This window comes from Catenulispora rubra (genome assembly GCF_015356825.1).
GTDB lineage: Bacteria > Actinomycetota > Actinomycetes > Streptomycetales > Catenulisporaceae > Catenulispora > Catenulispora rubra.
In genome coordinates, this window is the sequence record NZ_JAACYW010000031.1 from 40,820 (window position 1) to 63,184 (window position 22,365).

The window sequence follows — 22,365 nt, forward strand, 5'->3', positions numbered from 1 at the left end:
GCGAACCGGGGACGGCCTCTACACGGCGTGCGCTTAAGAGATTCAGGTCAGGCGGCCGCGAACGCGCCGTCCAGCCCTGAGCCTTTGGGCTCACCGCCATACGCCTCCAGATAAGGCGACCAGCGCGGGTCCTGTCTTCCTGAGGACAGGATCCGCCAAGCCGAACCGGCCGGCTGGGCCGGGGGCCGGCGCATGCGCCACCCCAGGTCCGGCAGAGGACGGTCCGCCTTCACGTGGTTGCAGCGCCGGCAGGCCGAGACGACGTTGTCCCAGGCGTGCTGTCCGCCGCGCGAGCGCGGGATCACATGGTCGATGCTGGTCGCGGGCGCGTCGCAGTAGACGCACCGGCCACCGTCGCGAGCGAAGATCGCACGCCGCGTGAGCGGCACCGCCCGGCGGTTCGGGACCCTGATGTAGCGGGTCAGCCGGATCACCGAGGGCGCGGGCATCGACCAGGTGGCCGCGTGGAGCAGGTCGCCGGATCCCTCAAGGGTGACGGCCTTGTCGCTGAGGATCAGAACCACTGCGCGGCGTTGGCTCACGACGCATAACGGCTCATATGAAGCGTTCAAAAGAAGTGCGTGCGGCACTGGTGCCTCCTGACCGAGTCCGACGCGTGGCTCGCGCCGGAGCTAACGTTTCCGCCCCGCTTCCAACGCACCCCTCAGTGCGGCTGATGCCTCAGCAGGCGCATCATCGCACGTCGGAGCGCGTGTCCACGGATCGGCTCACGGGTAGATCCAGTCTGTCCGCTGTTGTGGTTCCCGCGCTACCAGATTTCACGCACATCTTCAAAATCATGTGTCACGAGTGGGTTAACACAGATCGACCACAAGACATAGTCTTCTGAGGCATGTCGTCCTTTGTTTACCCGCAGGCCGAGCGCGTCGCCGCGGTGGACCACCTGCACGGTCGTGACGTCGCCGACCCTTACCGCTGGCTGGAGGACCCCGAGGACCCCAGGAGCGTTGCCTGGAGCGCGGCTCAGGACACGCTGTTCGCCGAAGCGCGGCAGGGCTGGACCGCCGCCCCGACCTTCGTCGGGCGGCTGACCGAGCTGATGGGCACCGGGGACGTCTCGGCGCCCTTCTGGTGCGGCGAGCGGCGCTTCCTGACCCGGCGGCGGCCCGACCAGGAGCACGCGGTGCTGCTCGTGGTGGACCCCGACGGCACCGAGCGGGTGCTGGTCGACCCGGTGGAGCTGGATCCGTCCGGCACCACGACGCTGGACGGCTGGCAGCCGTCGAAGGAGGGCGACCGGCTGGCCTACCTGATCTCGGAGGCCGGGACCGAGGAGTCGGTCCTGTACGTGATCGACGTGGCCACCCTGGAACGGCTCGACGGCCCGATCACCCGGGCCCGCTACACGGAGGTGGGCTGGCTGCCCGGCGGCGAGGCGTACTACTACGTCCGCAAGCCGCACCCCGACACGGTTCCCGAAGGGGACGAGCAGTACCACCGGCGGGTGAAGCTGCACAAGGTCGGGACCGACCCGGACGTGGACGACATCGAGATCTTCGGTGAAGGCCAGCCCAAGACCAACTACTACGGCGCGTCGGTCACCCGGGACGGCCGCTGGCTGACGGTCGACATGCACGCCGGCACGGCACCCCGGAACGACCTCTACGTAGCGGACCTGACCGCGAGCTCCCCTGAGCGCCCCGCACTGGTCCCGGTGCAGGTCGGGCTGGACAACCTGACCTCGGTCGCGATCTGCGCGGCCGACTCCCCGCTGGCCGGCAGCGCGCTGATCTGGACCGACCGCGAGGCACCGCGCGGCCGGATCTGCGTGGCCCCGGCCGGCGACCTCGTCTACGAGAACTGGCGCGAGCTGATCCCGGAGGACCCCGAGGCGGTCCTGGACTCCTACACGCTGCTGGACGGCCCGGAGCTGGAGCGGCCGCTGCTGGTCGTGGCCCGCACCCGGCACGCGGTCGGCGAGCTGGCGCTGCACGACGCGCGCACCGGTGAGAAGGTCGGCGAGATCCCGCTGCCGGGCTTGGGGACGTTGTCCGGGCTGAGCACCCGGCCCGGAAGCGCCCACGAACTCTGGTTCGCCTACACCGACTTCACCACGCCGACGCAGATCCACCACTTCGACGCCCGCACCGGCCGGACCGCGCTCTGGGAGGGGACGCCGGGCGAGGTGGAGATCCCCGAGGTCCGTACCCGGCAGGTCACGTACACGTCCAAGGACGGGACCGAGGTGCGGATGTTCGTCATCGACGACGGCGCATCCGGCGACGGGTCCGGCAACGACGACGCGGGCAGCGGCGCTGGCACCGCCGACCCCAAGCCGACCATCCTCTACGGCTACGGCGGCTTCAACATCCCGCTGACCCCGGCCTACAGCGCACGGATCCTGGCCTGGGTGCAGGCCGGCGGCACGTATGCCGTCGCGAACCTGCGCGGCGGCTCGGAGGAGGGCGAGCAGTGGCACCGCGCCGGGATGATGGAGAACAAGCAGAACGTCTTCGACGACTTCCACGCCGCCGGCGACTGGCTGGTCGACCACGGCGTCACGACCCGTGACAAGCTCGGCATCTTCGGCGGCTCCAACGGCGGGCTGCTGGTCGGCGCGGCGCTGACCCAGCACCCTGAGAAGTACGCCGCAGTGGTCTGCTGGGCACCGCTGCTGGACATGATCCGCTATGAGCGGTTCGGCCTCGGCGTCACCTGGAACGAGGAGTACGGCACCGTCGAGGACCCCGAACAGTTCGGCTGGCTGATCGCCTACTCGCCGTACCACCACGTGCATGAGGGCACGGCCTACCCGGCCACGCTCTTCCCGGTCTTCGACAGCGACAGCCGCGTCGACCCGCTGCACGCGCGCAAGCTGACCGCCGCGCTCCAGCACGCCACCTCGGCTTCGATCGCGGACCGGCCGGTGCTGCTGCGCCGGGAGTCCGAGGCCGGGCACGCGGGCCGCAGCGTGTCCAAGATCGTGGGCGTCTACGCGGACATGTGGGCCTTCCTCGCCGCCCAGCTGGGGCTGGAAGTCACGGGGGCGGGCGTGGAAGTCTGACCGTATGGATCTTCGAGTACTCACCGAGCCGCAGCAGGGTGCCACCTACGACACCCTGCTGCGGGTCGCGCGCGCCGCCGAGGACCTGGGCTTCGGCGGCTTCTTCCGGTCCGACCACTACCGGGCCGGCGGCGTGGCCGACGGCCTGCCGGGGCCCACCGACTGCTGGACCACGCTGGCCGGGTTGGCGCGCGAGACGACGCGGATCCGTCTGGGCTCCCTGGTGACGCCGGCGACGTTCCGCCTCCCGGGGCCACTGGCGATCCAGGTCGCGCAGGTGGACCAGATGTCCGGCGGCCGGATCGAGCTGGGGCTGGGCACCGGCTGGGACGCCGCCGAGCACGCCGCGTACGGGATCCCGTTCCCGGAGCGCCGGTTCGACCTGCTTGAGGAGCAGCTGCAGATCGTCACCGGCCTGTGGCGGACGCCGCTCGGCCAGACGTACTCCTTCAAGGGCGAGCACTACGAACTCACCGACTCCCCCGCACTCCCCAAGCCGACACAGCGTCCGCATCCGCCGATCATCGTGGGCGGCCGCGGGCCGAAGCGGACGCCGCGGCTGGCCGCGATGTACGCGTCCGAGTACAACTCGAACTTCCGGCCGTCGGACCAGGTGGCGGACAGCTATGTCCGCGTGCGGGAGGCATGCGAGGCGATCGGGCGCGATCCCGCCACCCTGACGCTGTCCGTGACCCTGGTCGTGGCCTGCGGCCGGACCGACGCGGAGATCGAGCGGCGGGCCGAGGCGATAAGCCGCAAATCGGCGGCGAACCAGGTCGTGCTGCGGCTGACGCCGGCGCAGCTCGTCGAGAAACTTGGTGAATATCACGCCGCCGGCGCGCGCCGCGTCTACCTGCGCACCTTCGACCTCGACGACCTGGACCACCTCGCGCTGATGGCGAACGACGTACTTCCGCTCATGCGCATCCTCTAATGTGGCGATGTTTTCGTACGTCTTCCCCATGACCCCGTGAGGCCCCGAACCACGTGTCAGTCGCAGTTTCCCCGCTCGCCGCAGCGCACAAGGCCCCGACGCCCGGATCGCCCGCCGATCCGACGACCGGCCCGACCGACTCGATGACAACGAAGGTGGTGCATGTGAGCAACTGGTTCAGCGACCACTCGGGAGTGATCGTCTCCGACACGATCGCCATCCTGTCGATCATCGTCGTCTCGCTGATCATCCGGAAGGTCACCCTGACCTTCATCAAGCGGGCCGTGGACAAGGCCGCGATGCGTGCCGAGTCCAAGCCGGGCCGCTTCCTGGAGTCCGGGCTGCTGATGGGCGCCGAGCGGCGGATGCAGCGCACCCGGGCGCTGGGCGGCGTGCTCGGCAGCATCGCCAGCGTGACCATCATGATCATCGCCGCACTGATGATCATTCAGCAGCTGCACATCTCCACCGGGCCGATCCTGGCCTCGGTCGGCGGCCTGTCGGTGGCGATCGGCTTCGGCGCCCGGGACGTGGTCACCGACCTGCTCGCCGGGATATTCATGATCATGGAGGACCAGTACGGGGTCGGCGACTTCATCGACGCCGGCGACGCCAAGGGCACCGTGGAGGAGGTCGGGCTGCGGGTCACGCAGCTGCGCGACATCGACGGCGTGGTCTGGTACGTGCGCAACGGCACGATCAAGCGGATCGGCAACCAGTCGCAGGGGCACGCGCGCGCCATCGTGGACGTGCCGGTCTCCTACACCGAGACCCCCAACCGGGTGCGCGACATCATGGTCGAGACCGCGCACCAGCTGTTCGAGGACCCGATGTGGAAGGACAGCTTCCTGTCCGAGGCGCCGACCGTGGCGGGCATCGAGTCCATCGAGGGCGACCACATGATGATGCGCGTCAGCATGCGCACCGCCCCGCGCGCCAGCTCCGAGGTGGCGCGCGAGCTGCGTTCGCGGCTGCTCCTTGCGTTCGACGAGGCCGGGGTGAAGGTCGGCCTCACCGCCGCCAGCGGGACCAACGGCGCCGAGGACGCGGTCGCCGTGGTGCCGCAGGTGCCGCAACCCCTGAAGAGTCCATCGAACGGTTGACCCCAGGGTTCAACCGGTAGCACCTCATGCCGGGCCCGCCTCCGGGGCCAACCTGGAGGCATGACCACAGCACTGCGCGTCAGGGGACTGCGCAAGAACTACGGGGACGCCGCGGCGCTCGCCGGCGTCGATCTGGACGTCGCCGCCGGCGAGGTCTTCGCACTGCTGGGACCGAACGGCGCGGGCAAGAGCACGGCCGTGGAGATCCTGGAGGGGTTGCGGGGGCGCGACGCGGGCGAGGTGTCGGTGCTGGGCGTGGACCCGGCCGAGGCGGACCACCGGTGGCGGGCCCGGATCGGGGTCGTGCTGCAGGAGGCCAAGGACTTCACGATGCTGCGGGTCGGGGAGGCCGTGCGGCAGTTCGGCGCCTACTACCCGGCGCCGCGGGACGCCGCCGAGGTGATCGCGGCCGTGGGGCTCACCGAGCAGACCCGGACCCTCACCTCGCGGCTGTCCGGGGGCCAGCGGCGGCGGCTGGACGTGGCGCTCGGCATCGTCGGCGGTCCGGAGCTGCTGTTCCTGGACGAGCCGACGACCGGCTTCGACCCGGCCGCCAGGCGGCAGTTCTGGGAGCTGATCCGCTCGCTGCGCACCGCCGGGACCACCATCCTGCTCACCACGCACTACCTGGACGAGGCCGAGGCGCTGGCCGATCGGGTCGGCGTGCTGGTCAAGGGACGGCTGGTCGAGGTGAACGCGCCGGAGCGGCTGGGCGGACGGGACCAGGCCGAGGCGATCGTGTCCTGGGAGGAGGACGGCCGCCGCTGCGAGGAGCACACCGCGGAGCCGACACGGTTCGTCGCGGAGCTCTCGACGCTGTTCCGGGGCGAGATCCCGGGGCTGTCGGTGGTGCGGCCGTCGCTGGAGGACATCTATCTGGGGCTGATCGGGGCGGACGAGGAGAGTGCGCGATGAGCGCGATCGCAGGGCAGACAGTCGAGTCGGCGGGGGCCGCGGTGGGGACGACTGAGGCCGTGGAGCGACAGCGCGCCACGCTGAGCGAGGTCTGGCGGATCGGCCGGGTCCGGATGGTCGTCGAGGTGGTGCAGCTGACCCGCAACACCGGGCTGCTGATCTACACCTTCGCGCTCCCGGTGGTGATGCTGCTGCTGTTCGGCTCGATCTTCCGGGGGCGGATCGACGGCACCTCGGCGACCTACCAGCAGGTCTACGCGACCGGGATGATCGGCATGTGCGTCATCAACGGCGCGCTGCAGAACCTGGCGTTCCAGGTCGCCACCGAGCGTCACGCCAAGGCGCTGAAGCGGCTGCGGACCACGCCGATGCCGGCCGTCTCGTACTTCCTGGGCAAGGTCGCCTCGGTGCTCGCCTCGACGATGGCGCAGGTCGCCGTGATGCTGCTGGTCGGGGTGACGCTGATGGGGCTCAAGCTGCCGGCCTCGCCGGGGCCGTGGATCACCTTCACCTGGGTGCTGGTGCTCGGCTGCACGGCGTGCAGCCTGCTGGGGATCGGTTTGAGCGGCCTGATCCGGTCGGAGAACGGCTCGGCGATCGTGTGGCTGCCGATCATGGTGTTGCAGTTCGTCTCGGGGGTGTTCATCCTGTTCTCGCAGCTGCCCAAGACCGTCCAGGAGATCGGCGCGATGTTCCCGATCAAGTGGCTGTGCCAGGGGATGCGCTCGGTGTTCCTGCCGGACTCGTTCAAGTACGCCGAGCCCGCGGGGTCCTGGGAGCACGGACGGCTCGCCCTGGTGCTGGCGGCCTGGTGTGTGATCGGCTTGGTGCTGTGCCTGAAGACGTTCAGCTGGCGGGGAAGGGACGACGGGTGACCGAGCCCGCGGGGACGGCGACCGGGCCCGACGGCCCGGCCGCCGTCGCGGTGTCCGTGCAGGCGGGTGTCCCGGCGGCGGCGAGCCAGGCCGGAGCCGGCAGCAGCGCAGGCGGTGGCAGTGGCGCCGACAGCGATGGCGTAGGCGGTGGCATGGGCGGTGGCGCCGACGCCAGCGCGGAGCCGGCCGACGACTCCCGGACCGCGACCAGCCCGACGGTGGCCGAGGACAGCCGCGAGTCCTTCCGCTCGTGGACGCGCATCGCCCGGCTGTGGGCGGTGGCGTGGCACTTCGCGCTCCTGGTCGCCGTGGTGCTGGTGTTCACCGGCAGGCAGCCGCTGTGGCTGCTGGTCCTGGTGGCCGCGATGTCGGCCTCGTACCTCCTGCTGGAATACCCCTGGCTGCTCGACCGAGTCCCCTACCGGGCGGTCTACCACCACCTGGCCATCGTCTCCGCGCTCTCCTTCGTCCTGGTCTGGGTCGATCCCAGCCTGATCTTCCTGGCGAGCATCGTCCTGTCCCAGTTCTCGCCGCTGGCCGGGTTCCGGATCCAGGGCATCGCGACCATGGCCGGCGTGGCGGCGGTGCTGACCCTGCCGATCCTGCTCAGAGGCGACTTGACCTGGGGCGACCTGGCCGGCTGGACCCTGACCGCCGGATCGGCGCTGCTGGTCAACCTGTTCATCGGCGGCTTCTTCGTGGAGATGCTGAACGACAACGACCGGCGGGGCGCGCTGATCCGCGAGCTGGAGGACACACACGAGGAGCTGGAGCGGGCCCACCACGAAGCCGGCGTGCGCGAGGAGCGCGAGCGGCTGGCCCGCGAGATCCACGACACCCTGGCGCAGGGGTTCACCAGCCTGCTGATGCTGATCCAGGCCGCCGACGCCACGCTGGACACCGATCCGGACACCACCCGCGAACGCCTGGACCTGGCCGCCCGGACCGCGCGCGAGAACCTGGCCGAGGCCAGAGCCCTGATCAGTCACACCGAAGGAGGTGGCGACCCGACCGCCGGGCTGCCGCTGGACGCGACGTTGCAGCGGGCGGCGGCGCGGATCGGCGAGGAGCTGGGGATGGCCACCTCGGTCGACATCGGCGGGAGCCCGCGCACGCTGTCCGCCAACGCCCAGGTGGTGACGCTGCGGATCGCGCAGGAGGCGCTGGCGAACGTCCGCAAGCACGCGCAGGCCGCGACGGTGACGGTCTGGCTGACCTACGGCGCCGAGCAGCTGACGCTGGCCGTGGAGGACGACGGGGTCGGCATGCCCGAGACCCCCTGCAAGGGCTTCGGCCTGCGCTCGATGCGCGAACGCGTCGAGCAGGTCGGCGGGGCCCTGACGATCACCAGCGCGCCCGGCGCCGGGACCCGAGTGGAGGCGGAGGTGCCTTATGAGTGATGGCGCGCGTGCGGGAGCTACGGGAGCTGCCGGACAAGCAGGATCAGCGGCAGCAGGGTCAGCGGGTTCGGCAGCGTCGGCGGCGTCGGCAGCGTCGGCAGGCCCGACCGGAGCGCGAAGCTCAGCCCGACTTGAGTCCGCCATCGGCTCCGCTCCCCCGAGTCTCCGGGTCCTGATCGTCGACGACCACCCGGTGGTCCGCGCCGGCCTGACCGGCATGCTGGCCGCCGAACCGGACCTGGACGTCGTCGCCGAGGCCGCCGACGGGGCCGAGGCCGTGCGCTTGGCCCTGGAGCTGGCGCCCGACGTGGTCCTGATGGACCTGCGGATGGTCGGCGTGGACGGCGTCGAGGCCACCGCCCGGCTGGCCGCCGAGGCCCCGGCCATCAAGGTGCTGATCCTGACCACCTACGACACCGACGCCGACATCGTCCGGGCCGTCGAGGCCGGGGCGACCGGTTACCTGCTCAAGGACACCCCGCGCGCTGACCTGGCCGAGGCGGTGCGGCTGGCCGCCCGCGGCGAGACGGTCCTGGCCCCGGCGGTGGCCGCCAAGCTGGTCAGCCGCATGCGCCAGCCCGCCGCGCAGCCGCTGACCCCGCGCGAGCGCGAGGTGCTGGCGCTGGTCGCGCGCGGCCTGGCGAACGCCGAGATCGGGCGCGAGCTGTTCATCAGCGAGGCCACGGTGAAGACCCACCTGGTCCGGGTGTTCGGCAAGCTCGGCGTGGACGACCGGACCGCCGCGGTGACCAAGGCCATGGCCCAGGGCCTGCTGTGATGGGGGCATGACCCCCGAACAAGCCAGAACCACCTTCCTGCTCCAGCCGCACGCGATCCTGGCCACCGCGGACGCTTCAGGTGTCCCTCACCTGGTCCCGGTAGTGTTCGCCGAGATCGGCGGCGGCCTGGCGCTGGTGGTGGACCACAAACCCAAGCGCAGCACGGATCTGAAGCGGTTGCGGAACATCGCGGCGAACCCACACGTCTCCTTATTGACGGAGCACTACGCCGCCGACTGGGACGCCTTGTGGTGGGCCCGCGCCGACGGCACCGCGCGCGTCGGCCCGCTGACGCCCGACGTGCTCGCCGCGTTCCAGCGGAAGTACGCGCAGTACCGCGCGACGCCGCCGCAGGGGCCGGCGGTCGCGGTGGCCGTCGCGAGCTGGTCGGGGTGGTCTGCACAGTAGCCGCCGGCGGTAGTCGAAACGGCCGGGCCGGGCGGCTCGCGGGAAAGACTCTTGACGAGTGTGTGCGGGACCGCTAACCTGCCTTTTCGTTAGTAAACTTTCCTAATAGATGCCCACCGGCACCGGGAAGCGGGGAGGAGAATGCCGCCGTGGCCAATCCTGACACCACCCCCGGCACCCCCCGCCTGTTGCGGTCCATCAACGACCGGTCGGCCCTGGAGCTGCTCCTGGAGCACGGACCGCTCACCCGCACCCGGATCGGCGCGCTGACCGGACTGTCCAAGCCCACCGCCAGCCAGCTGGTCGACCGGCTGCTGACCGCCGACCTGATCGTCCCGGCCGGCACCGCCGCCGGCGGCCCCGGACCCAGCGCGCAGCTGTACTCGGTGAATCCGAGCGCCGGCCACGCCGGCGGGGTCGACGTCACCCACACCCGGGTCACCGCCGCCCTCGCCGATCTGGCCGGCGAGGTGGTCGGCGAGTTCGAGGTGCCGGTGGTCGGCCGCAGCGCGGCCGGCAGCGTGGAGCGCGTGCGCGACGCCCTGCACGGCGCCGCCGAGGCCGCCGGGGTCGCCCCGGAGTCGGTGCGGCACGTGGTGATCGGCGTCCCCGGCGCCCCGCACCCGCAGACCGGGCAGCTCGGCTTCGCCCGCGACCTGCCGGGCTGGCACGGCGGCAACCTGGGCCGGCTGCGCGAGCTGCTGGGGGTGCGGGTCGAGGTGGAGAACGACGTCAACCTCGCCGCCATCGCCGAGCAGCACCTGGGCCAGGCCCGCGGCGCCGACGACTTCGTGGTGTTCTGGATGGGCAACGGCATCGGGCTGGCGATCGTGCAGGACGGCCGGTTCGTGCGCGGCGCGACCGGCGGCGCCGGCGAGATCGGCTACATGCCGGTCGCCCTGGATCCGCAGGACCCGCTGGCCCGCTCCTCCAAACCGGTGAAGAACACCTTCCAGAACATCGCCGGCCGCCCGGCCGTCCTGCAGCTGGCCCGCGAACAGGGCATCCGCGTGGACGACCACGCCGAGGCCGTCCGGCGCGCGGTGGAGACCGGCAACACGGCCATGCTGACCACCCTGGCCCAGCGCACCGCGCGCGGGCTGGCCCCGGTCCTGGCCGTCCTGGACCCCTCGCTCGTCGTCCTGTCCGGCGGCACCCTGCGCGCCGGCGGCGACCTCCTCAAAGACCTGATCACGCACGAGCTGCACGCGGTGGCGGTCCCCCGCCCGACGCTCGCGGTGTCCACCGTGGAGGGCAACCCGGTCCTGGCCGGAGCCATCCACGCGGCGCTGCGGACGGTGCGCGAAGACCTCTTCAACCGCGGGGTGTAGCCGCGCGTATGGACGCCATGGACCGGGACAGGAGCCTGACATGAAACTCGCCGTCGTAGGCGGAGGATCGACGTACACGCCGGAGCTGGTGGACGGCTTCGCGCGGTTGCGCGACACCCTGCCGCTCACCGAACTCGCCCTGATAGACCCGGCCGCGGACCGGGTGGAGCTGATCGGCGGGCTGGCCCGCCGGATCTTCGCGAAACAGGGTCACCCCGGCACGGTCACCACGCACTCTGGGCTTGACGGGCTGGAATCCGGCGTCGAAGGCGCGGACGCGGTGCTGATCCAGCTGCGGGTCGGCGGGCAGACCATCCGGAACGTCGACGAGAGCTTCCCGCTGGAGTTCTGCTGCGTCGGCCAGGAGACCACCGGGGCCGGCGGCTTCGCCAAGGCGCTGCGGACCGTGCCGGTGGTGCTGGACATCGCCGAGCGCGTCCGGCGAATAGCCCCGCAGGCCTGGATCATCGACTTCACCAACCCGGTCGGCATCGTCACCCGCGCGCTGCTGGACGCCGGGCACCGGGCGGTCGGCCTGTGCAACGTGGCCATCGGCTTCCAGCGCCGCGCCGCCGCGCACCTGGGGGTGGAGCCGTCGCGGATCAAGCTGGACCACGTCGGTCTCAACCACCTGACATGGGAGCGCGGGTTCTACCTGGACGGCACGGACTTCCTGCCGAAGTACCTCGACGAGGCGCTGGACGAGGTCGCGCACGACATCGAGCTGCCGGCCGAGCTGATCAGCCGGCTCGCCGCGATCCCCTCCTACTACCTGCGCTACTTCTACGCCCACGACATCGTGGTCAAGGAGCAGATCGACCAGGTCGCCAAGGGCGAGAACCGGGCCAAGGCGGTCGCGGCGGTGGAGGCCGAGCTGCTGGCGCAGTACGCCGACCCGACGCTGGACACCAAGCCGGAGGCGCTGAGCAAGCGCGGCGGCGCGTTCTACTCCGAGGCGGCGGTCGAGCTGCTCGCCTCGCTGCACGGCGGGCCAGACAAGCAGAGTGAGGAGCAAGTCGTCAACGTCCGCAACGCCGGCACCTTCCCGTTCCTGGCCGACGACGCGGTGATCGAGGTCCCCGCGATCGTCGACGCCGCCGGGGTCCGCCCGGCACCGCTGCGCGCCCCGATCGAGCCCTTGTACCGCGGTCTGATCGGACACGTTTCCGCCTACGAGGAGCTGGCCGTGGAGGCCGCGATCAAGGGCGGCGTGGACCGGGTCCGCACCGCGATGCTCGCGCACCCGCTCATCGGCCAGGCCGACCTGGCGGACAAGCTGGCCGACTCGCTGGTCGCCAAGAACCGCGACTTCCTGCCGTGGGCGTGACCGGGGCGGCCGTCCTGGCGATCGACGGCGGGAACAGCAAGACCGAGGTGGCGCTGGCGACGGCGGACGGCACGGTCCTGGCCTGCGTCCAGGTCGGCGGCTTCACGCCGCACCTGGGCGGCATCTCCGGGGCGGTGTCGGTGGCCGGGCAGGGTGTGGCGATGATCCGCGCCGAGCTGGGACTGCCGGCCGACCAACCGGTGGCCGAGCTGCTCGCCGCCTACGTCGCCGGGGCAGACTTCCCGGTCGAGGTCGAGGCGCTGACCGCGGAGTTCGCGGGGCGCGGCTGGGCCGAGCGCACCATCGTCGACAACGACTCGTTCGCGCTGATGCGCTCGGGGACATCGCGGCCCTGGGGTGTGGCCGTGGTCTGCGGGGCGGGCATGAACTGCGTCGGCATCGCCCCGGACGGCCGGCACGCGCGCTTCCCGGCGATCGGCACGGTCTCCGGCGACTGGGGCGGCGGCCCGGGCATCGGTGAGACCGCGCACTGGTACGCGGTGCGTGCCGAGGACGGCCGCGGGGCGCCGACGGTGCTGCGCAAGGCTGTGGCCGAGTACTTCGGCTGCGCCTCGATGGCCGAGCTGGTGGAGGCGATCCACTTCGGCCGGATCGCCGACGACCGGTTCGGCGAGCTGGCGCCGCTGGTGTTCGAGGTCGCCGGGCTCGGCGACGAGGTGGCGCTGTCGATCGTGGAGCGGCTGGCCGACGAGGTCTGCGCACTGGCGTTCGCCGCGATGGGCCGGCTGGACCTGATGGACTCCGAGGTCGAGGTGGTGCTCGGCGGCGGAGTGCTGCGGGCGCGGCAGCCGCTGCTGACGGCCGGCATCGACCGGCGGTTCGCCGAGCGGGCGCCGCGCGCGGTGCGCATCGTGGCGGCCGAGCGGCCGATCCACGGCGCGGTGCTGCTGGGGCTCGACGAGCTGGCCCGGCGGTAGATGTACGGGCCCCGGCGCGCACGCCGGGGTCCGTCTCCTGAGATGACTGTGGCCCCTGTCTCACCGACGGGGGCCACAGTCATTTGTTCGTTTTATAAACCGCTCACTGCTCGCAGGCTCAGACGAGCGCGGCGTCCAGCGTGATCGACGGAACGCCGGCCAGCGCCTTGGACACCGGGCAGTTCGCCTTGGCGGTCTCGGCGGCGGCCAGGAAGTCCTCGGCGCTCAGGCCGGGCACCGAGGCGCGGACCACGAGGCGGATGCCGGTGATGCCCTCGCCGGGCTGGAAGTCGACCTCGGCGTGCGTGTCGACCTTCTCCGGCGGGGTGCCGGCGCCGGCCAGGCCGTGCGAAAGCGCCATCGAGTAGCAGGTGGCGTGCGCGGCCGCGATCAGTTCCTCGGGGCTGGTCTGCTCCGCCGCCTCGGTGGCGCGCGACGCCCAGGTGACGTCGAAGGTGCCGCTGTGCGACGAGGCCAGCGTGACGTTGCCCTTACCCTCGAGGAGGCTGCCCTCCCAGTGCGTGTCGGCCTTGCGCGTAGTCGCCATGGGTGTCCCTACCTTCTTCCTTGCAACAGTCGAAAGCTCCTGACGCGATCCTCTCACGCGGCCGACGGGTGTGCTCAGCCGATCCGTTTGAACACGTAAACGTTGTTCACACTGTCGGCGAACACCTCTTCGTAGTCGTAGCTCGGGTGCCGTGTGCGGACGAATTCCAGCGGCGACGACTGCCCGTACCACCCTGTGCGGTCCAGATCGAAGGCCTCGTATTCGGGCGCGTCGATGATGTTCGGGTTGCCGATCCACAGCGTCTGCGTGCGGGCCGCCAGCGCGGGCAGCATCTCTATGGTGGTCTCCACGGTGACCCCTGAGGGGACCTTCGCTTCGGCGCGCTTTATGGCCTGCGCACGTGCAGTGGGGAACCAGGTCTGGTGGTGCAGCAGGTCCTGGAGCGGGAAGGACTGCGTCAGCGCCGCGGCGATCGCGAGCATGGCGACGGCGCCGTGCTTGAGTTGGGCGTCGCCCAGGGAGCGGAGCCAGGTCTGTGGTCGCTCTTGCTCGCGGGAATCCTTCCTCTCGCGGGACTCCTTCATAAGGATCAGACCGTGGATCGCCGCGGCGAACACCACGACCATCGGGACCACGCTGTAGTGGAAGTCCGTGCCCCAGTAGGACGGCATGACGTTCACGAAGCGGGCCACCAGCGCCGGGACCGCGAGCAGGACCAGCGGGGAGCGGAGCGCGACGAAGGCGACCGGGACGAGCGTCATGAGGATCGTGCGCTCTTTGTCGCCGATGCCGTTCATGAACTGTTGCGGGACGCAGGTGAGGAGTTTGCCGACGCCGGCATGGAGTTTGGGGTCGAGGCAGCCGCCCTCGTTCCAGTACTCGTAGACGCCGTTGGGGTTGAAGTGCGGTATGACGATCTTCACCAGGAAGGAAGTCGTCAGGACCCCCAGGGCGACACCGGAGACGAGGGTCGCCCCTTGGGTGACGCGGCGGCCGGTGAAGCGGGTACGGGCCACGACCAGGGCGATGATGATCGGGACCAGCAACGCGAGGTCTTCTTTGACGAACAGCAGCGGGAGTGCCCAAAGGATCGTCTTGCGGTACTCGCCACGGATGTAGGCGCAGAGGCTGAACGCTAAAGCGGGGACGGCGAAGGCCACCTCATGGAAGTCGAAGTTCGCGGCCTGGACGACGCCCCAGGACAGTCCGTAGGCGATGCCTATGGCGTAGCCCTGGTGACGGCCCACGAGGTCGATCGCGGTCCTGGTGAGGGGGACGGCCGCTAGGGCGAGGAGGACGGACTGCGCCACGAGGAGGGTGATCGGCGTCGGGAAGACGCGGAAGAACGGGCCCAGGAGCATCAGGACCGGGTGCCAGTGGTCGCCGAGGAGGTTCATGTCCTGGCCTCGTATGCCGGTCATGGGCGCCTGGAAGTGGGCGTAGTCGCGGACCGCTTCCGTGAAGATGCCGAGGTCCCAGGACATGGATTCGCGGCGTTCGTAACGGAGGATGGAGATCAGCGCATAGAGAGTGAAGGCGCCGGTTGCTATGAGCCAGGGAGCGAAGCGCGCGATCTTGGTCTGAGGCTCCTCCAGCTGCGTCTCCGGCGGCTTTTCCGCTTCCGTTTCGAGGGGCTCTGCAGAGAGATATTGGAGGTCCTGCAGCGGTTCTGCGCGGGACGTCTGTGCCGGGAAATCTGCGCGATCGACCCCTCGCATCGGTTTAGCGAACCCCGTATCCAGCGCTTTTGACTCCCCCGGCATGTATGAAGCATAGAACCCGGCCCCTGAGCGGTGGGACAATGGGGCCCGTGAGTGATCGCGAGGAACCCGTCACGTTCTACGAGGCGGTCGGCGGCGCGCCGACCTTCCGCAAGCTGGTCGCGCGCTTCTACGAGGGAGTGGCGACCGACCCATTGCTGCGGCCGATGTACCCGGAGGAGGACCTCGGGCCTGCTGAGGAACGCCTGCGCATGTTCCTGGAGCAGTACTGGGGTGGACCGACCATGTACTCGGACCAGCGCGGGCATCCGCGCCTGCGCATGCGCCACTTCCCCTTCAAGGTCGACCCCGCGGCGCGCGACGCGTGGCTGGTCCACATGCGGGTGGCGGTGGACGAGCTCGAACTGCCGCCGCTGTACGCGGCGGAGCTGTGGGACTACCTGGTGCGCGCCGCGCACAGCATGGTCAACGCCGAGTAGAAATCCACTCGTGGCGCCGATCGGGGCGGGTTATCGTCGGCGCCATGAGCGAACGCACCTTCCGGGTCACGGTCCGCGGCTCCTTCGACGCCCTGACCGACGACCAGCGCGCGACGCTGCTGGCCGAGGCGGCGGAGCACGACGTGCTGAACGCGGCGTTCACCACGGAGGGGCGGCTGACGTACGACGTGGCGATGCGGCCGTTCTTCACGTTCCGGTACCTGGAGCACGGCGAGCGCGAGGAGGACATCGTCGCGGCCGGCGAGCGTGCGCAGGCGAAGGCGGAGCAGTGGCTCGCCGAGCGCGGGTACGGGTACAAGCGGCTGAAGGTCGGCGCGGAGGACATGGCGCTGATGCCTTTGGCAAAGCGGCAGCGGAAGGCTCAGGCTGCAGGGTAGGTGGGGGCGGCAGGGCAGGGGCGACAAGGGCGGCGCGGTCTGAGCGAGCGCCCGGCCGAGTAGCCGAGTAGTCGGCTCCGCCCGCCTCAGCCCGCGTCAGCGCTCCCCGCCGGCAGCCGAGTAGTCGGCTCCGCCGGCCTCAACTCCCGTCAGCACTCCCCGCCGCCACCCGGATCCAGCCCGACCACCGCCGCCACCAGCCCGGCGAACCCGTCCTCCCCCATCGGCTCGACCGCGCGCTCGCGCAGCGCCGCGAGGAACGTGCGGATCGCCTCGCTCGCGACCGTCATCCCGTGCTCGGTCAGGGTCACCAGGATCACCCGGCGGTCGGCCACCGAGGGCCCGCGCTCGATCATCCCGGCCTCGGCGAGCCGGTCGGCGACCTTCGTCGTGCCGGCCGTCGAGAAGCCCAGGACCGCCGAGAGCTGGCTCATCTTCGCCGTGCGCTCTGGGCTGCCGACCAGGTACCAGAGCGCCTGGAACGCCGAGGGCGACACCCCCGTGCTGGCCTCGACGTCGTCGAGCAGGCGGCCGTTCAGCCGCCGGAACGCCCCCTGAAGCTGGTTCCACTGCCGCAGCAGCGCCAGGTCCGCCATCGAGGGGCAGGCCCCGTCCCCGTCGCTGTGCCCGTCAGTCCCGCTCACGTTGACCAGGATAGGCCCCCGAGCTACTATCTCGCCAGCTAGTTAATTGCTGGCGAGAAGATTACGAGCTACCTATCAGCCCACCCCACCGACCCCACCGACCCCACTGGGAGCCCGCCATGAGCGAGAAATGGACCCTCGACCCCTCCGGACACGAGGTGACCGTCCGGCACAAGACGTTCTGGGGCCTGGCCACGGTCCGCGGCGTGTTCAAGACCGTCCGCGCCGAGGGGGTGCTGAACGAGGACGGCACCGGCACGGGCACCGTCACCGTCGACTCCGCCTCCCTCGGCACCCGCCTGGGCAAGCGCGACTCCCACCTGCACTCGAAGGACTTCTTCGACGCCGACCGCCACCCGGCGTTCCAGTTCGTCGCCGACCGGATCGGCCCGGTCACCCCGGACAGCAGCGAGGTTCAGGTCGAGGGGACGCTGACGGTCCGCGAGACCGTCAAGCCCTTGAAGTTCATCGCGCACGCCGACCGGCACGGCGACTCCGTCACGCTGACCGCGACGATCCCCTACGTCCGTGCGGACTTCGGGATGACGTGGAACCAGCTCGGGATGATCGCCGCCAAGGGCGAGATAGGCGTGAAGCTGCGGTTCACGCGGCAGGACTGAGGAGGCCGGCGGGCCTGCCCAAGACCCGCCAAGGCCCACCAAAACCCGCCAAGACCCTCAGGCCAGCAGACCGGACCCGGTCCGCACCACGACCGTCCCGAACGGAGCGTCCAGCCGCAGCCAGCGCCCGGCCGTGCGCACCACCGCCGACGCGGACTGCGCCTGCCCGAGGAAGGCCATCGCCCGGGCGGCGTGCGCGGCCCGCACCGGCAGCCCGAAGGTCAGCGGCTGATCCCAGATCTCCGCGGCGATGCGGTCGACGGCCGCCCGGGTCCGCCGCTGATCCGGAATCGCCTCGGCCTGCGCCTTGAAATCGGCGATGCCGGCCAGCGCGGCGGTCTCGACCTCCGCGACCGGCAGCTCGCCGACCGTCTGCCAGCCGGCGCGCGGCGGCAGGAAGCCGGTCCACGCGGTCGCCCCGGCCAGCGGACGCGGCAGGGCCAGCGAGCCGTCGTCGGCTATGGCGTGGAGGAGGTCGCCGGCCGAGACGGTGACGTCCACCTCCGCGGCGAGGTCGGCGAGGTCCTGATCCGCCTCGGACGCGGGCCCGCCGGGGCCCAGGGCCACCGTGCGCAGCGTCAGGACGTCGAACGGCGGCCGTCCGTACACCCCGATCGCCGAACCCGACGCCACCACCCGCACCGCCGCGGCCTTGTCGAACCGCAGCAGCCGGGTCAGGTATCCGCCGAGGTCGGCCGCCTCATCCGCGCCTGCCAGCAGCAGCGCCGACGCCTGCGTGTTCACGCCTGCTCCGGGGTGAGGTAGACGGCGAGGTAGTCCTTCTCGACCTGCGACAGCCGCCGCAGGTGGTTCCCCGCGATGTCGAACGGCACGAGCACCGAGCTCGCGATCGCGTAGACGCCCTCGTCGTCGCAGATCTCGTACGCCACGGTGAACTTGGCCGCGCGGATGTCGGTCACCCAGACCTCGACCCGCACCGGCTCCGGGCGGTAGACGAGGGGGCGCCGGTATTCGATCTCGTGCTTGGCCACCACCGTGCCGAACGTCTCGAAGCCCTTCACCCCGGCCTCGGAGGCGCGGCGGAACATCCAGTCCACCCGCGCCTCCTCCAGGTACCGGAGGTAGACCACGTTGTTCACGTGCTGGTAGGCGTCCATGTCGGACCACCGCAGCGGGCACAGGTAGACGTGCCGCTTCCCCGGCCCCCGGTGCTCGGGAGCCGCGCCCGGGCGCGGGGAAGCGGTCGTCGTGCTCGTGTCGGCGGTGCCGGTCATCAGTCGCGCGTCAGCTTCCGGTAGGTGGCGCGGTGCGGGCGCAGGGACTCCGGGCCCAGGCGCTCGGCCTTGTTCTTCTCGTAGCCCTCGAAGTTGCCCTCGTACCAGAACCACTTGGAGTCGCCCTCCCACGCCAGGATGTGCGTGGCGACCCGGTCCAGGAACCAGCGGTCGTGGGAGATGACCACGGCGCAGCCGGGGAAGTCCAGCAGCGCGTTCTCCAGCGAGGTCAGCGTCTCCACGTCCAGGTCGTTGGTCGGCTCGTCGAGCAGCAGCAGGTTGCCGCCCTGCTTGAGGGTCAGCGCCAGGTTCAGCCGGTTGCGCTCGCCGCCGGACAGGATGCCGGCCGGCTTCTGCTGGTCCGGACCCTTGAAGCCGAACGCCGAGACGTAGGCCCGCGAGGGCATCTCGACCTGGCCGACCTTGATGTAGTCCAGGCCGTCGGAGACGACCTCCCACAGGCTCTTCTTCGGGTCGATGCCGGCCCGGTTCTGGTCGACGTAGGAGATCGAGACGGTCTCGCCGATCTTGACCGACCCGCCGTCCGCCTGCTCCAGGCCGACCATGGTCTTGAACAGCGTGGTCTTGCCGGCGCCGTTCGGGCCGACGACGCCGACGATGCCGTTGCGCGGCAGCGTGAAGGACAGGTCGTCGATCAGGACCCGGTCGTCGAAGCCCTTGACCAGGTCGTTGACCTCGATCACGACGCTGCCCAGACGCGGGCCCGGCGGGATCTGGATCTCCTCGAAGTCGAGCTTGCGGATCTTGTCCGCCTCGGCGGCCATCTCCTCGTACCGGGCCAGTCGCGCCTTGCTCTTGACCTGGCGCGCCTTGGCGTTGGAGCGGACCCACTCCAGCTCTTCCTTCAGGCGCTTCTGCCGCTTGACGTCCTTCTGGCCCTCAACCCGCATGCGCGAGGCCTTGGTCTCCAGGTACGTCGAGTAGTTGCCCTCGTAGGGGTAGGCCCGGCCGCGGTCGAGCTCCAGGATCCACTGGGCGACGTTGTCCAGGAAGTACCGGTCGTGGGTGACGGCGACCACGGTCCCGGCGTACTTCTCCAGGTGCTGCTCCAGCCAGTTCACCGACTCGGCGTCGAGGTGGTTGGTGGGCTCGTCGAGCAGCAGCAGGTCGGGCGCCTCCAACAGCAGCTTGCACAGCGCCACACGGCGCTTCTCGCCACCGGAGAGCACCTTGACGTCGGCGTCGCCGGGCGGGCAGCGCAGGGCGTCCATCGCCTGCTCGATCTGCGAGTCCAGCTCCCAGGCGTTGCGGTGGTCCAGCTCGTCCTGCAGCTTGCCCATCTCCGCGAGCAGCTCGTCGGAGTAGTCGGTGGCCATCTGCTCGGCGATCTCGTTGAACCGCTTGAGCAGGTCCAGGGTCTCCTTGACGGCCTCCTGGACGTTCTCCAGGACGTTCTTGGTCTCGTCCAGCGGAGGTTCCTGCAGCAGGATCCCGACGGAGGCGCCGGGGGCGAGGTTGGCGTCGCCGTTCGACGCCGTCTCCAGCCCGGCCATGATCTTCAGCACGGTGGACTTACCCGCACCGTTCGGACCGACGACGCCGATCTTCGCGCCAGGAAGGAACGACAGGGTCACGTCGTCGAGGATGACCTTGTCGCCGTGGGCCTTACGCGCCTTGCGCAGGGTGTAAATGTACTCCGCCATAACCTAGAGCTTAGTTGCCGCGGGGTAATGGTTATGACGCCGTCACGCCGGAGGCGGGGATGTGACCGGGGTCACGCGCGCCGTTTTACACTTCGCAGCACTCTGATTCCCGTGCCTTGACTCTTCGGTAGCGGCGTTTCAGCAGGCCAGCGGCGAAACGAGCGTGTCACCGCCCGGCCGCGAACGCGGCGCCCCGGACGCATCCACGCACCCGCCCTGCGCGCCGGTGGCGCGAGCGTAGACGGCGACGAAATCGCGGGCCGAGTGGCTGAAGTAGCGCTCGGCGGGACGCGGGTAGTCGCCCCACTTGAAGGGGCGCGGGTCGCCCGGGTTGGCGGAGGCGTCGTAGGCCATGAACGAGGGCCAGCTGATGTTGATGTCGAGCTCCATCGCCCGCACCGCCCCGGCCTGCTGCAACGCGGTGGCGAGCGAGCGCGGCGACATCGTCGGCCCGAGCGCGAAGACCACATCGCCGTCAGCGGTGACACCGACCCCGGACCGGCGGACATAAGTGGCGCCGCCGTCGGTGACGCCCCAGGTGAAGAGCGAGTCGATGTCGCCGGCGATGCGGCCGCCGTCGATCATCAGCTGCCGCTGCTGCCGCACCCCGACGACGTCGGAGTCGAGCTTGACGTCACGGCCCCACACCCCGACGGTGAAGGAGCCATCGCGCCGAAACACCTCGGCCGCGACCCCGGGGACGAGCGGACCGTACTGCTTGCCGTCGAGGTAGAAGCCGCCCTGCGAGTCCCCCATGAGGAAGCCGCCATTCCAGGTGGCGATGAGCCCATCGCGCCGCCCGCGCGGCAGCATGTCGGGCTGCGACCAGCTGCCGCCGGGCTGCGCGTAGCCGGGATGGAGCTCGAAGCGCGCGGCCGACTCCTTGATCCAGGCGATCGCCACCGGCGCCGAGGTCCCGGCGGCATGGAGGAGCGTGCCCTGGACGACGGGCTCGCCGTGCGCGTCGATGGCGAGGACGCGCCATTGGCCCTCGTTCGGGAAGGCGCGGGACGCGGACGCGACGAGCGGGGTTTGGAGGGGGTAGGTGTGCGGGGCCGCTGCTGCTGGCGTTGGGGCGACCGCGCCGGCACCGGCACCGGCGGCATGCTTCGCACCGTGGCGCAGCGCGGCCGAGGCGGCAAGCGGCTGCGCGGACGCGGAGGTCGCCGAGTGGCGCGCCCACACCGCACCGGTCACCGCAGCGGCCACGGCGGCGCCGACCGCCAGTGCTGGAATCCATCGCGCGCGAGTGCGCTTCATGTCGCCCACTGCGGTGTTTTGCCCGGAACGCCGCGCGGGCAGACGACGCCGAATGGCTGATGTGGAGCGTGCGGGCGCGGCAGCGCGGGTGCGGCGCACGCATGAGCGGCGCGGTGCGGCGCAGGTGCAGTGCGGGCGGGCACGAGCGGCGCAACGCAGGCGCGGCGACAGTGGGTGCAGTGCGGGCGCGGGGTAGTGCCGGCGAGCATGGCGGCCACACATCAGCCGAGCGGCCTGCGGGCGGCACATCGGCCAGCACGAACAGCTCGGCGGCTCGGCACGCAGGCGCGGCGCGAACTGCCGTGGCGCCAAGCATCAGGGCCGTCTGACAGCACGATCCGCGCGACAGCGCTTCGGCACGTGGCGCGGCAAACAGGCGGGCCGGCGTTCAGCGCGAGGCACGGATGCGGAAGCATCATGCGGCGCCGCGGCCGGGGCCGGGCGACTGGCGGTTCTCTCCTTTCCCCCGCCCCCATCCCACCTGCCAGTTTGCGCGCGCGGGCGCGCCGCGAGGGGCGGTCGGTCCCCGCGACCGACCGCGTGCCTTGTTGGCGAGGGTGCTTGAGGGCGGTGGTGGCCGCGGGCTCAAGCGGTGCTGGTGTTGGTGCGCTGTCATGCGGCTGTGGGGAGGCTTGTCACCTCCCTCTCGGTGCGTGTTGTTTCGTCGGGGCTGTCGGGGGCGGGGGCGATGCCCAGCCTCGGCGGGGCTGTGGTGTCGATCGCTGCGACGCCTGCGCCTGCGGGCTCCGGCTCGGCGGGGCCGGGTGTGGTGGCTGCCGCGAGTGACGCTGTGGCTTCCTC

At 70.9% G+C, this 22,365-nt stretch carries 22 protein-coding genes and 1 pseudogene; 14 read left to right on the plus strand and 9 right to left on the minus strand.

The annotated features are described in order from the left end of the window. Window positions 1-47 precede the first annotated feature (47 nt). Entirely contained in the window at window positions 48-590 is a 543-nt protein-coding gene (locus GWK61_RS11805; RefSeq protein ID WP_194908363.1) for an HNH endonuclease, read from the minus strand. A 263-nt stretch (window positions 591-853) separates the two neighbouring features. On the opposite strand from GWK61_RS11805, the gene GWK61_RS11810 reads away from it, so the two are divergent. From GWK61_RS11810 to GWK61_RS11860, 11 genes are all read left to right on the plus strand, one after another. Then, window positions 854-3,025 (plus strand): prolyl oligopeptidase family serine peptidase, encoded by a 2,172-nt coding sequence (locus tag GWK61_RS11810; protein WP_194908364.1) that lies wholly within the window; start codon window positions 854-856, stop codon window positions 3,023-3,025. Window positions 3,026-3,029: 4 nt separating this feature from the next. Next, window positions 3,030-3,959 carry an LLM class F420-dependent oxidoreductase gene (locus GWK61_RS11815; protein WP_194908365.1) on the plus strand — a complete coding sequence of 310 codons (930 nt, stop codon included), beginning with the start codon at window positions 3,030-3,032 and terminating at the stop codon, window positions 3,957-3,959. Window positions 3,960-4,123: 164 nt separating this feature from the next. Then, complete coding sequence (locus GWK61_RS11820; RefSeq protein WP_194908366.1) at window positions 4,124-5,062, plus strand: mechanosensitive ion channel family protein; 939 nt, start codon at window positions 4,124-4,126, stop codon at window positions 5,060-5,062. 60 nt (window positions 5,063-5,122) lie between these two features. After that, on the plus strand, window positions 5,123-5,977 hold the full coding sequence (locus GWK61_RS11825) for an ABC transporter ATP-binding protein (RefSeq protein ID WP_194908367.1): 855 nt from the start codon (window positions 5,123-5,125) through the stop codon (window positions 5,975-5,977). Then, window positions 5,974-6,852: an ABC transporter permease gene (locus GWK61_RS11830; RefSeq protein ID WP_194908368.1), complete on the plus strand. Its 879-nt coding sequence runs from the start codon at window positions 5,974-5,976 to the stop codon at window positions 6,850-6,852. The genes GWK61_RS11825 and GWK61_RS11830 overlap by 4 nt, the downstream gene beginning before the upstream one ends. Further along, window positions 6,849-8,252 (plus strand): sensor histidine kinase, encoded by a 1,404-nt coding sequence (locus GWK61_RS59435; protein WP_194908369.1) that lies wholly within the window; start codon window positions 6,849-6,851, stop codon window positions 8,250-8,252. Before GWK61_RS11830 ends, GWK61_RS59435 begins: the two co-directional genes overlap by 4 nt. Window positions 8,253-8,394: 142 nt before the next feature. Then, window positions 8,395-9,030 (plus strand): response regulator, encoded by a 636-nt coding sequence (locus tag GWK61_RS11840; protein ID WP_194908392.1) that lies wholly within the window; start codon window positions 8,395-8,397, stop codon window positions 9,028-9,030. A 7-nt stretch (window positions 9,031-9,037) separates the two neighbouring features. Then, window positions 9,038-9,439 (plus strand): TIGR03668 family PPOX class F420-dependent oxidoreductase, encoded by a 402-nt coding sequence (locus tag GWK61_RS11845; RefSeq protein ID WP_194908370.1) that lies wholly within the window; start codon window positions 9,038-9,040, stop codon window positions 9,437-9,439. 149 nt (window positions 9,440-9,588) lie between these two features. Further along, window positions 9,589-10,770 (plus strand): ROK family transcriptional regulator, encoded by a 1,182-nt coding sequence (locus GWK61_RS11850; RefSeq protein WP_194908371.1) that lies wholly within the window; start codon window positions 9,589-9,591, stop codon window positions 10,768-10,770. 40 nt (window positions 10,771-10,810) lie between these two features. Next, entirely contained in the window at window positions 10,811-12,097 is a 1,287-nt protein-coding gene (locus GWK61_RS11855; RefSeq protein ID WP_194908372.1) for a family 4 glycosyl hydrolase, read from the plus strand. Then, the gene (locus tag GWK61_RS11860; RefSeq protein ID WP_194908373.1) at window positions 12,088-13,035 is read left to right on the plus strand and encodes an N-acetylglucosamine kinase; all 948 of its coding nucleotides are present in this window, start codon (window positions 12,088-12,090) and stop codon (window positions 13,033-13,035) included. Before GWK61_RS11855 ends, GWK61_RS11860 begins: the two co-directional genes overlap by 10 nt. A 118-nt stretch (window positions 13,036-13,153) precedes the next feature. Here GWK61_RS11860 and GWK61_RS11865 read toward each other — a convergent pair whose 3' ends face one another. Both GWK61_RS11865 and GWK61_RS11870 read right to left on the minus strand, forming a co-directional pair. Beyond that, window positions 13,154-13,582, minus strand: coding sequence for an OsmC family peroxiredoxin (locus GWK61_RS11865; RefSeq protein ID WP_194908374.1), 429 nt, complete (start codon window positions 13,580-13,582; stop codon window positions 13,154-13,156). 74 nt (window positions 13,583-13,656) lie between these two features. Next, a complete protein-coding gene (locus tag GWK61_RS11870) occupies window positions 13,657-15,027 on the minus strand; it encodes a DUF2079 domain-containing protein (RefSeq protein ID WP_194908375.1) in 1,371 nt (456 codons plus the stop codon). 317 nt (window positions 15,028-15,344) lie between these two features. Between GWK61_RS11870 and GWK61_RS11875 the strand changes: the two genes are divergently transcribed. Further along, the gene (locus GWK61_RS11875; RefSeq protein WP_194908376.1) at window positions 15,345-15,743 is read left to right on the plus strand and encodes a globin; all 399 of its coding nucleotides are present in this window, start codon (window positions 15,345-15,347) and stop codon (window positions 15,741-15,743) included. A gap of 44 nt (window positions 15,744-15,787) precedes the next feature. Next, the gene (locus tag GWK61_RS11880) at window positions 15,788-16,141 is read left to right on the plus strand and encodes a DUF6204 family protein (RefSeq protein ID WP_194908377.1); all 354 of its coding nucleotides are present in this window, start codon (window positions 15,788-15,790) and stop codon (window positions 16,139-16,141) included. A 149-nt stretch (window positions 16,142-16,290) separates the two neighbouring features. On the opposite strand, the gene GWK61_RS11885 is transcribed toward GWK61_RS11880, so the two are convergent. After that, complete coding sequence (locus GWK61_RS11885; protein ID WP_323747522.1) at window positions 16,291-16,785, minus strand: MarR family winged helix-turn-helix transcriptional regulator; 495 nt, start codon at window positions 16,783-16,785, stop codon at window positions 16,291-16,293. 119 nt (window positions 16,786-16,904) lie between these two features. Here GWK61_RS11885 and GWK61_RS11890 point away from each other — a divergent pair, with 119 nt between their 5' ends. Then, window positions 16,905-17,405, plus strand: coding sequence for a YceI family protein (locus tag GWK61_RS11890; RefSeq protein WP_194908378.1), 501 nt, complete (start codon window positions 16,905-16,907; stop codon window positions 17,403-17,405). Window positions 17,406-17,462: 57 nt separating this feature from the next. Here GWK61_RS11890 and GWK61_RS11895 read toward each other — a convergent pair whose 3' ends face one another. The 5 genes and pseudogenes from GWK61_RS11895 to GWK61_RS56275 all read right to left on the minus strand — a co-directional run. After that, the gene (locus GWK61_RS11895) at window positions 17,463-18,149 is read right to left on the minus strand and encodes a DUF8185 domain-containing protein (protein WP_194908379.1); all 687 of its coding nucleotides are present in this window, start codon (window positions 18,147-18,149) and stop codon (window positions 17,463-17,465) included. Beyond that, window positions 18,146-18,640, minus strand: coding sequence for an acyl-CoA thioesterase (locus tag GWK61_RS11900; RefSeq protein WP_194908380.1), 495 nt, complete (start codon window positions 18,638-18,640; stop codon window positions 18,146-18,148). The genes GWK61_RS11895 and GWK61_RS11900 overlap by 4 nt, the downstream gene beginning before the upstream one ends. Further along, window positions 18,640-20,304 (minus strand): energy-dependent translational throttle protein EttA, encoded by a 1,665-nt coding sequence (gene ettA / locus GWK61_RS11905; protein ID WP_194908381.1) that lies wholly within the window; start codon window positions 20,302-20,304, stop codon window positions 18,640-18,642. The genes GWK61_RS11900 and ettA overlap by 1 nt, the downstream gene beginning before the upstream one ends. Before the next feature lie 138 nt (window positions 20,305-20,442). Next, window positions 20,443-21,564, minus strand: a complete 1,122-nt coding sequence (locus GWK61_RS11910) for a phosphodiester glycosidase family protein (protein ID WP_194908382.1) — start codon at window positions 21,562-21,564, stop codon at window positions 20,443-20,445. Between the two features lie 612 nt (window positions 21,565-22,176). Next, window positions 22,177-22,365 (minus strand): annotated as a pseudogene (locus GWK61_RS56275) (DUF2637 domain-containing protein); the annotation flags it as partial.

Coding starts and splice junctions, on each gene's coding strand:
- GWK61_RS11810 (WP_194908364.1), top strand. CDS start 854: ATGTCGTCCTTTGTTTACCCGCAGGCCGAGCGCGTCGCCGCGGTGGAC.
- GWK61_RS11815 (WP_194908365.1), top strand. CDS start 3,030: ATGGATCTTCGAGTACTCACCGAGCCGCAGCAGGGTGCCACCTACGAC.
- GWK61_RS11825 (WP_194908367.1), top strand. CDS start 5,123: ATGACCACAGCACTGCGCGTCAGGGGACTGCGCAAGAACTACGGGGAC.
- GWK61_RS11830 (WP_194908368.1), top strand. CDS start 5,974: ATGAGCGCGATCGCAGGGCAGACAGTCGAGTCGGCGGGGGCCGCGGTG.
- GWK61_RS11845 (WP_194908370.1), top strand. CDS start 9,038: ATGACCCCCGAACAAGCCAGAACCACCTTCCTGCTCCAGCCGCACGCG.
- GWK61_RS11855 (WP_194908372.1), top strand. CDS start 10,811: ATGAAACTCGCCGTCGTAGGCGGAGGATCGACGTACACGCCGGAGCTG.
- GWK61_RS11865 (WP_194908374.1), bottom strand. CDS start 13,582: ATGGCGACTACGCGCAAGGCCGACACGCACTGGGAGGGCAGCCTCCTC.
- GWK61_RS11870 (WP_194908375.1), bottom strand. CDS start 15,027: ATGTCCTGGGACCTCGGCATCTTCACGGAAGCGGTCCGCGACTACGCC.
- GWK61_RS11875 (WP_194908376.1), top strand. CDS start 15,345: ATGGGGCCCGTGAGTGATCGCGAGGAACCCGTCACGTTCTACGAGGCG.
- GWK61_RS11880 (WP_194908377.1), top strand. CDS start 15,788: ATGAGCGAACGCACCTTCCGGGTCACGGTCCGCGGCTCCTTCGACGCC.
- GWK61_RS11890 (WP_194908378.1), top strand. CDS start 16,905: ATGAGCGAGAAATGGACCCTCGACCCCTCCGGACACGAGGTGACCGTC.
- GWK61_RS11900 (WP_194908380.1), bottom strand. CDS start 18,640: ATGACCGGCACCGCCGACACGAGCACGACGACCGCTTCCCCGCGCCCG.
- ettA (WP_194908381.1), bottom strand. CDS start 20,304: ATGGCGGAGTACATTTACACCCTGCGCAAGGCGCGTAAGGCCCACGGC.
- GWK61_RS11910 (WP_194908382.1), bottom strand. CDS start 21,564: ATGAAGCGCACTCGCGCGCGATGGATTCCAGCACTGGCGGTCGGCGCC.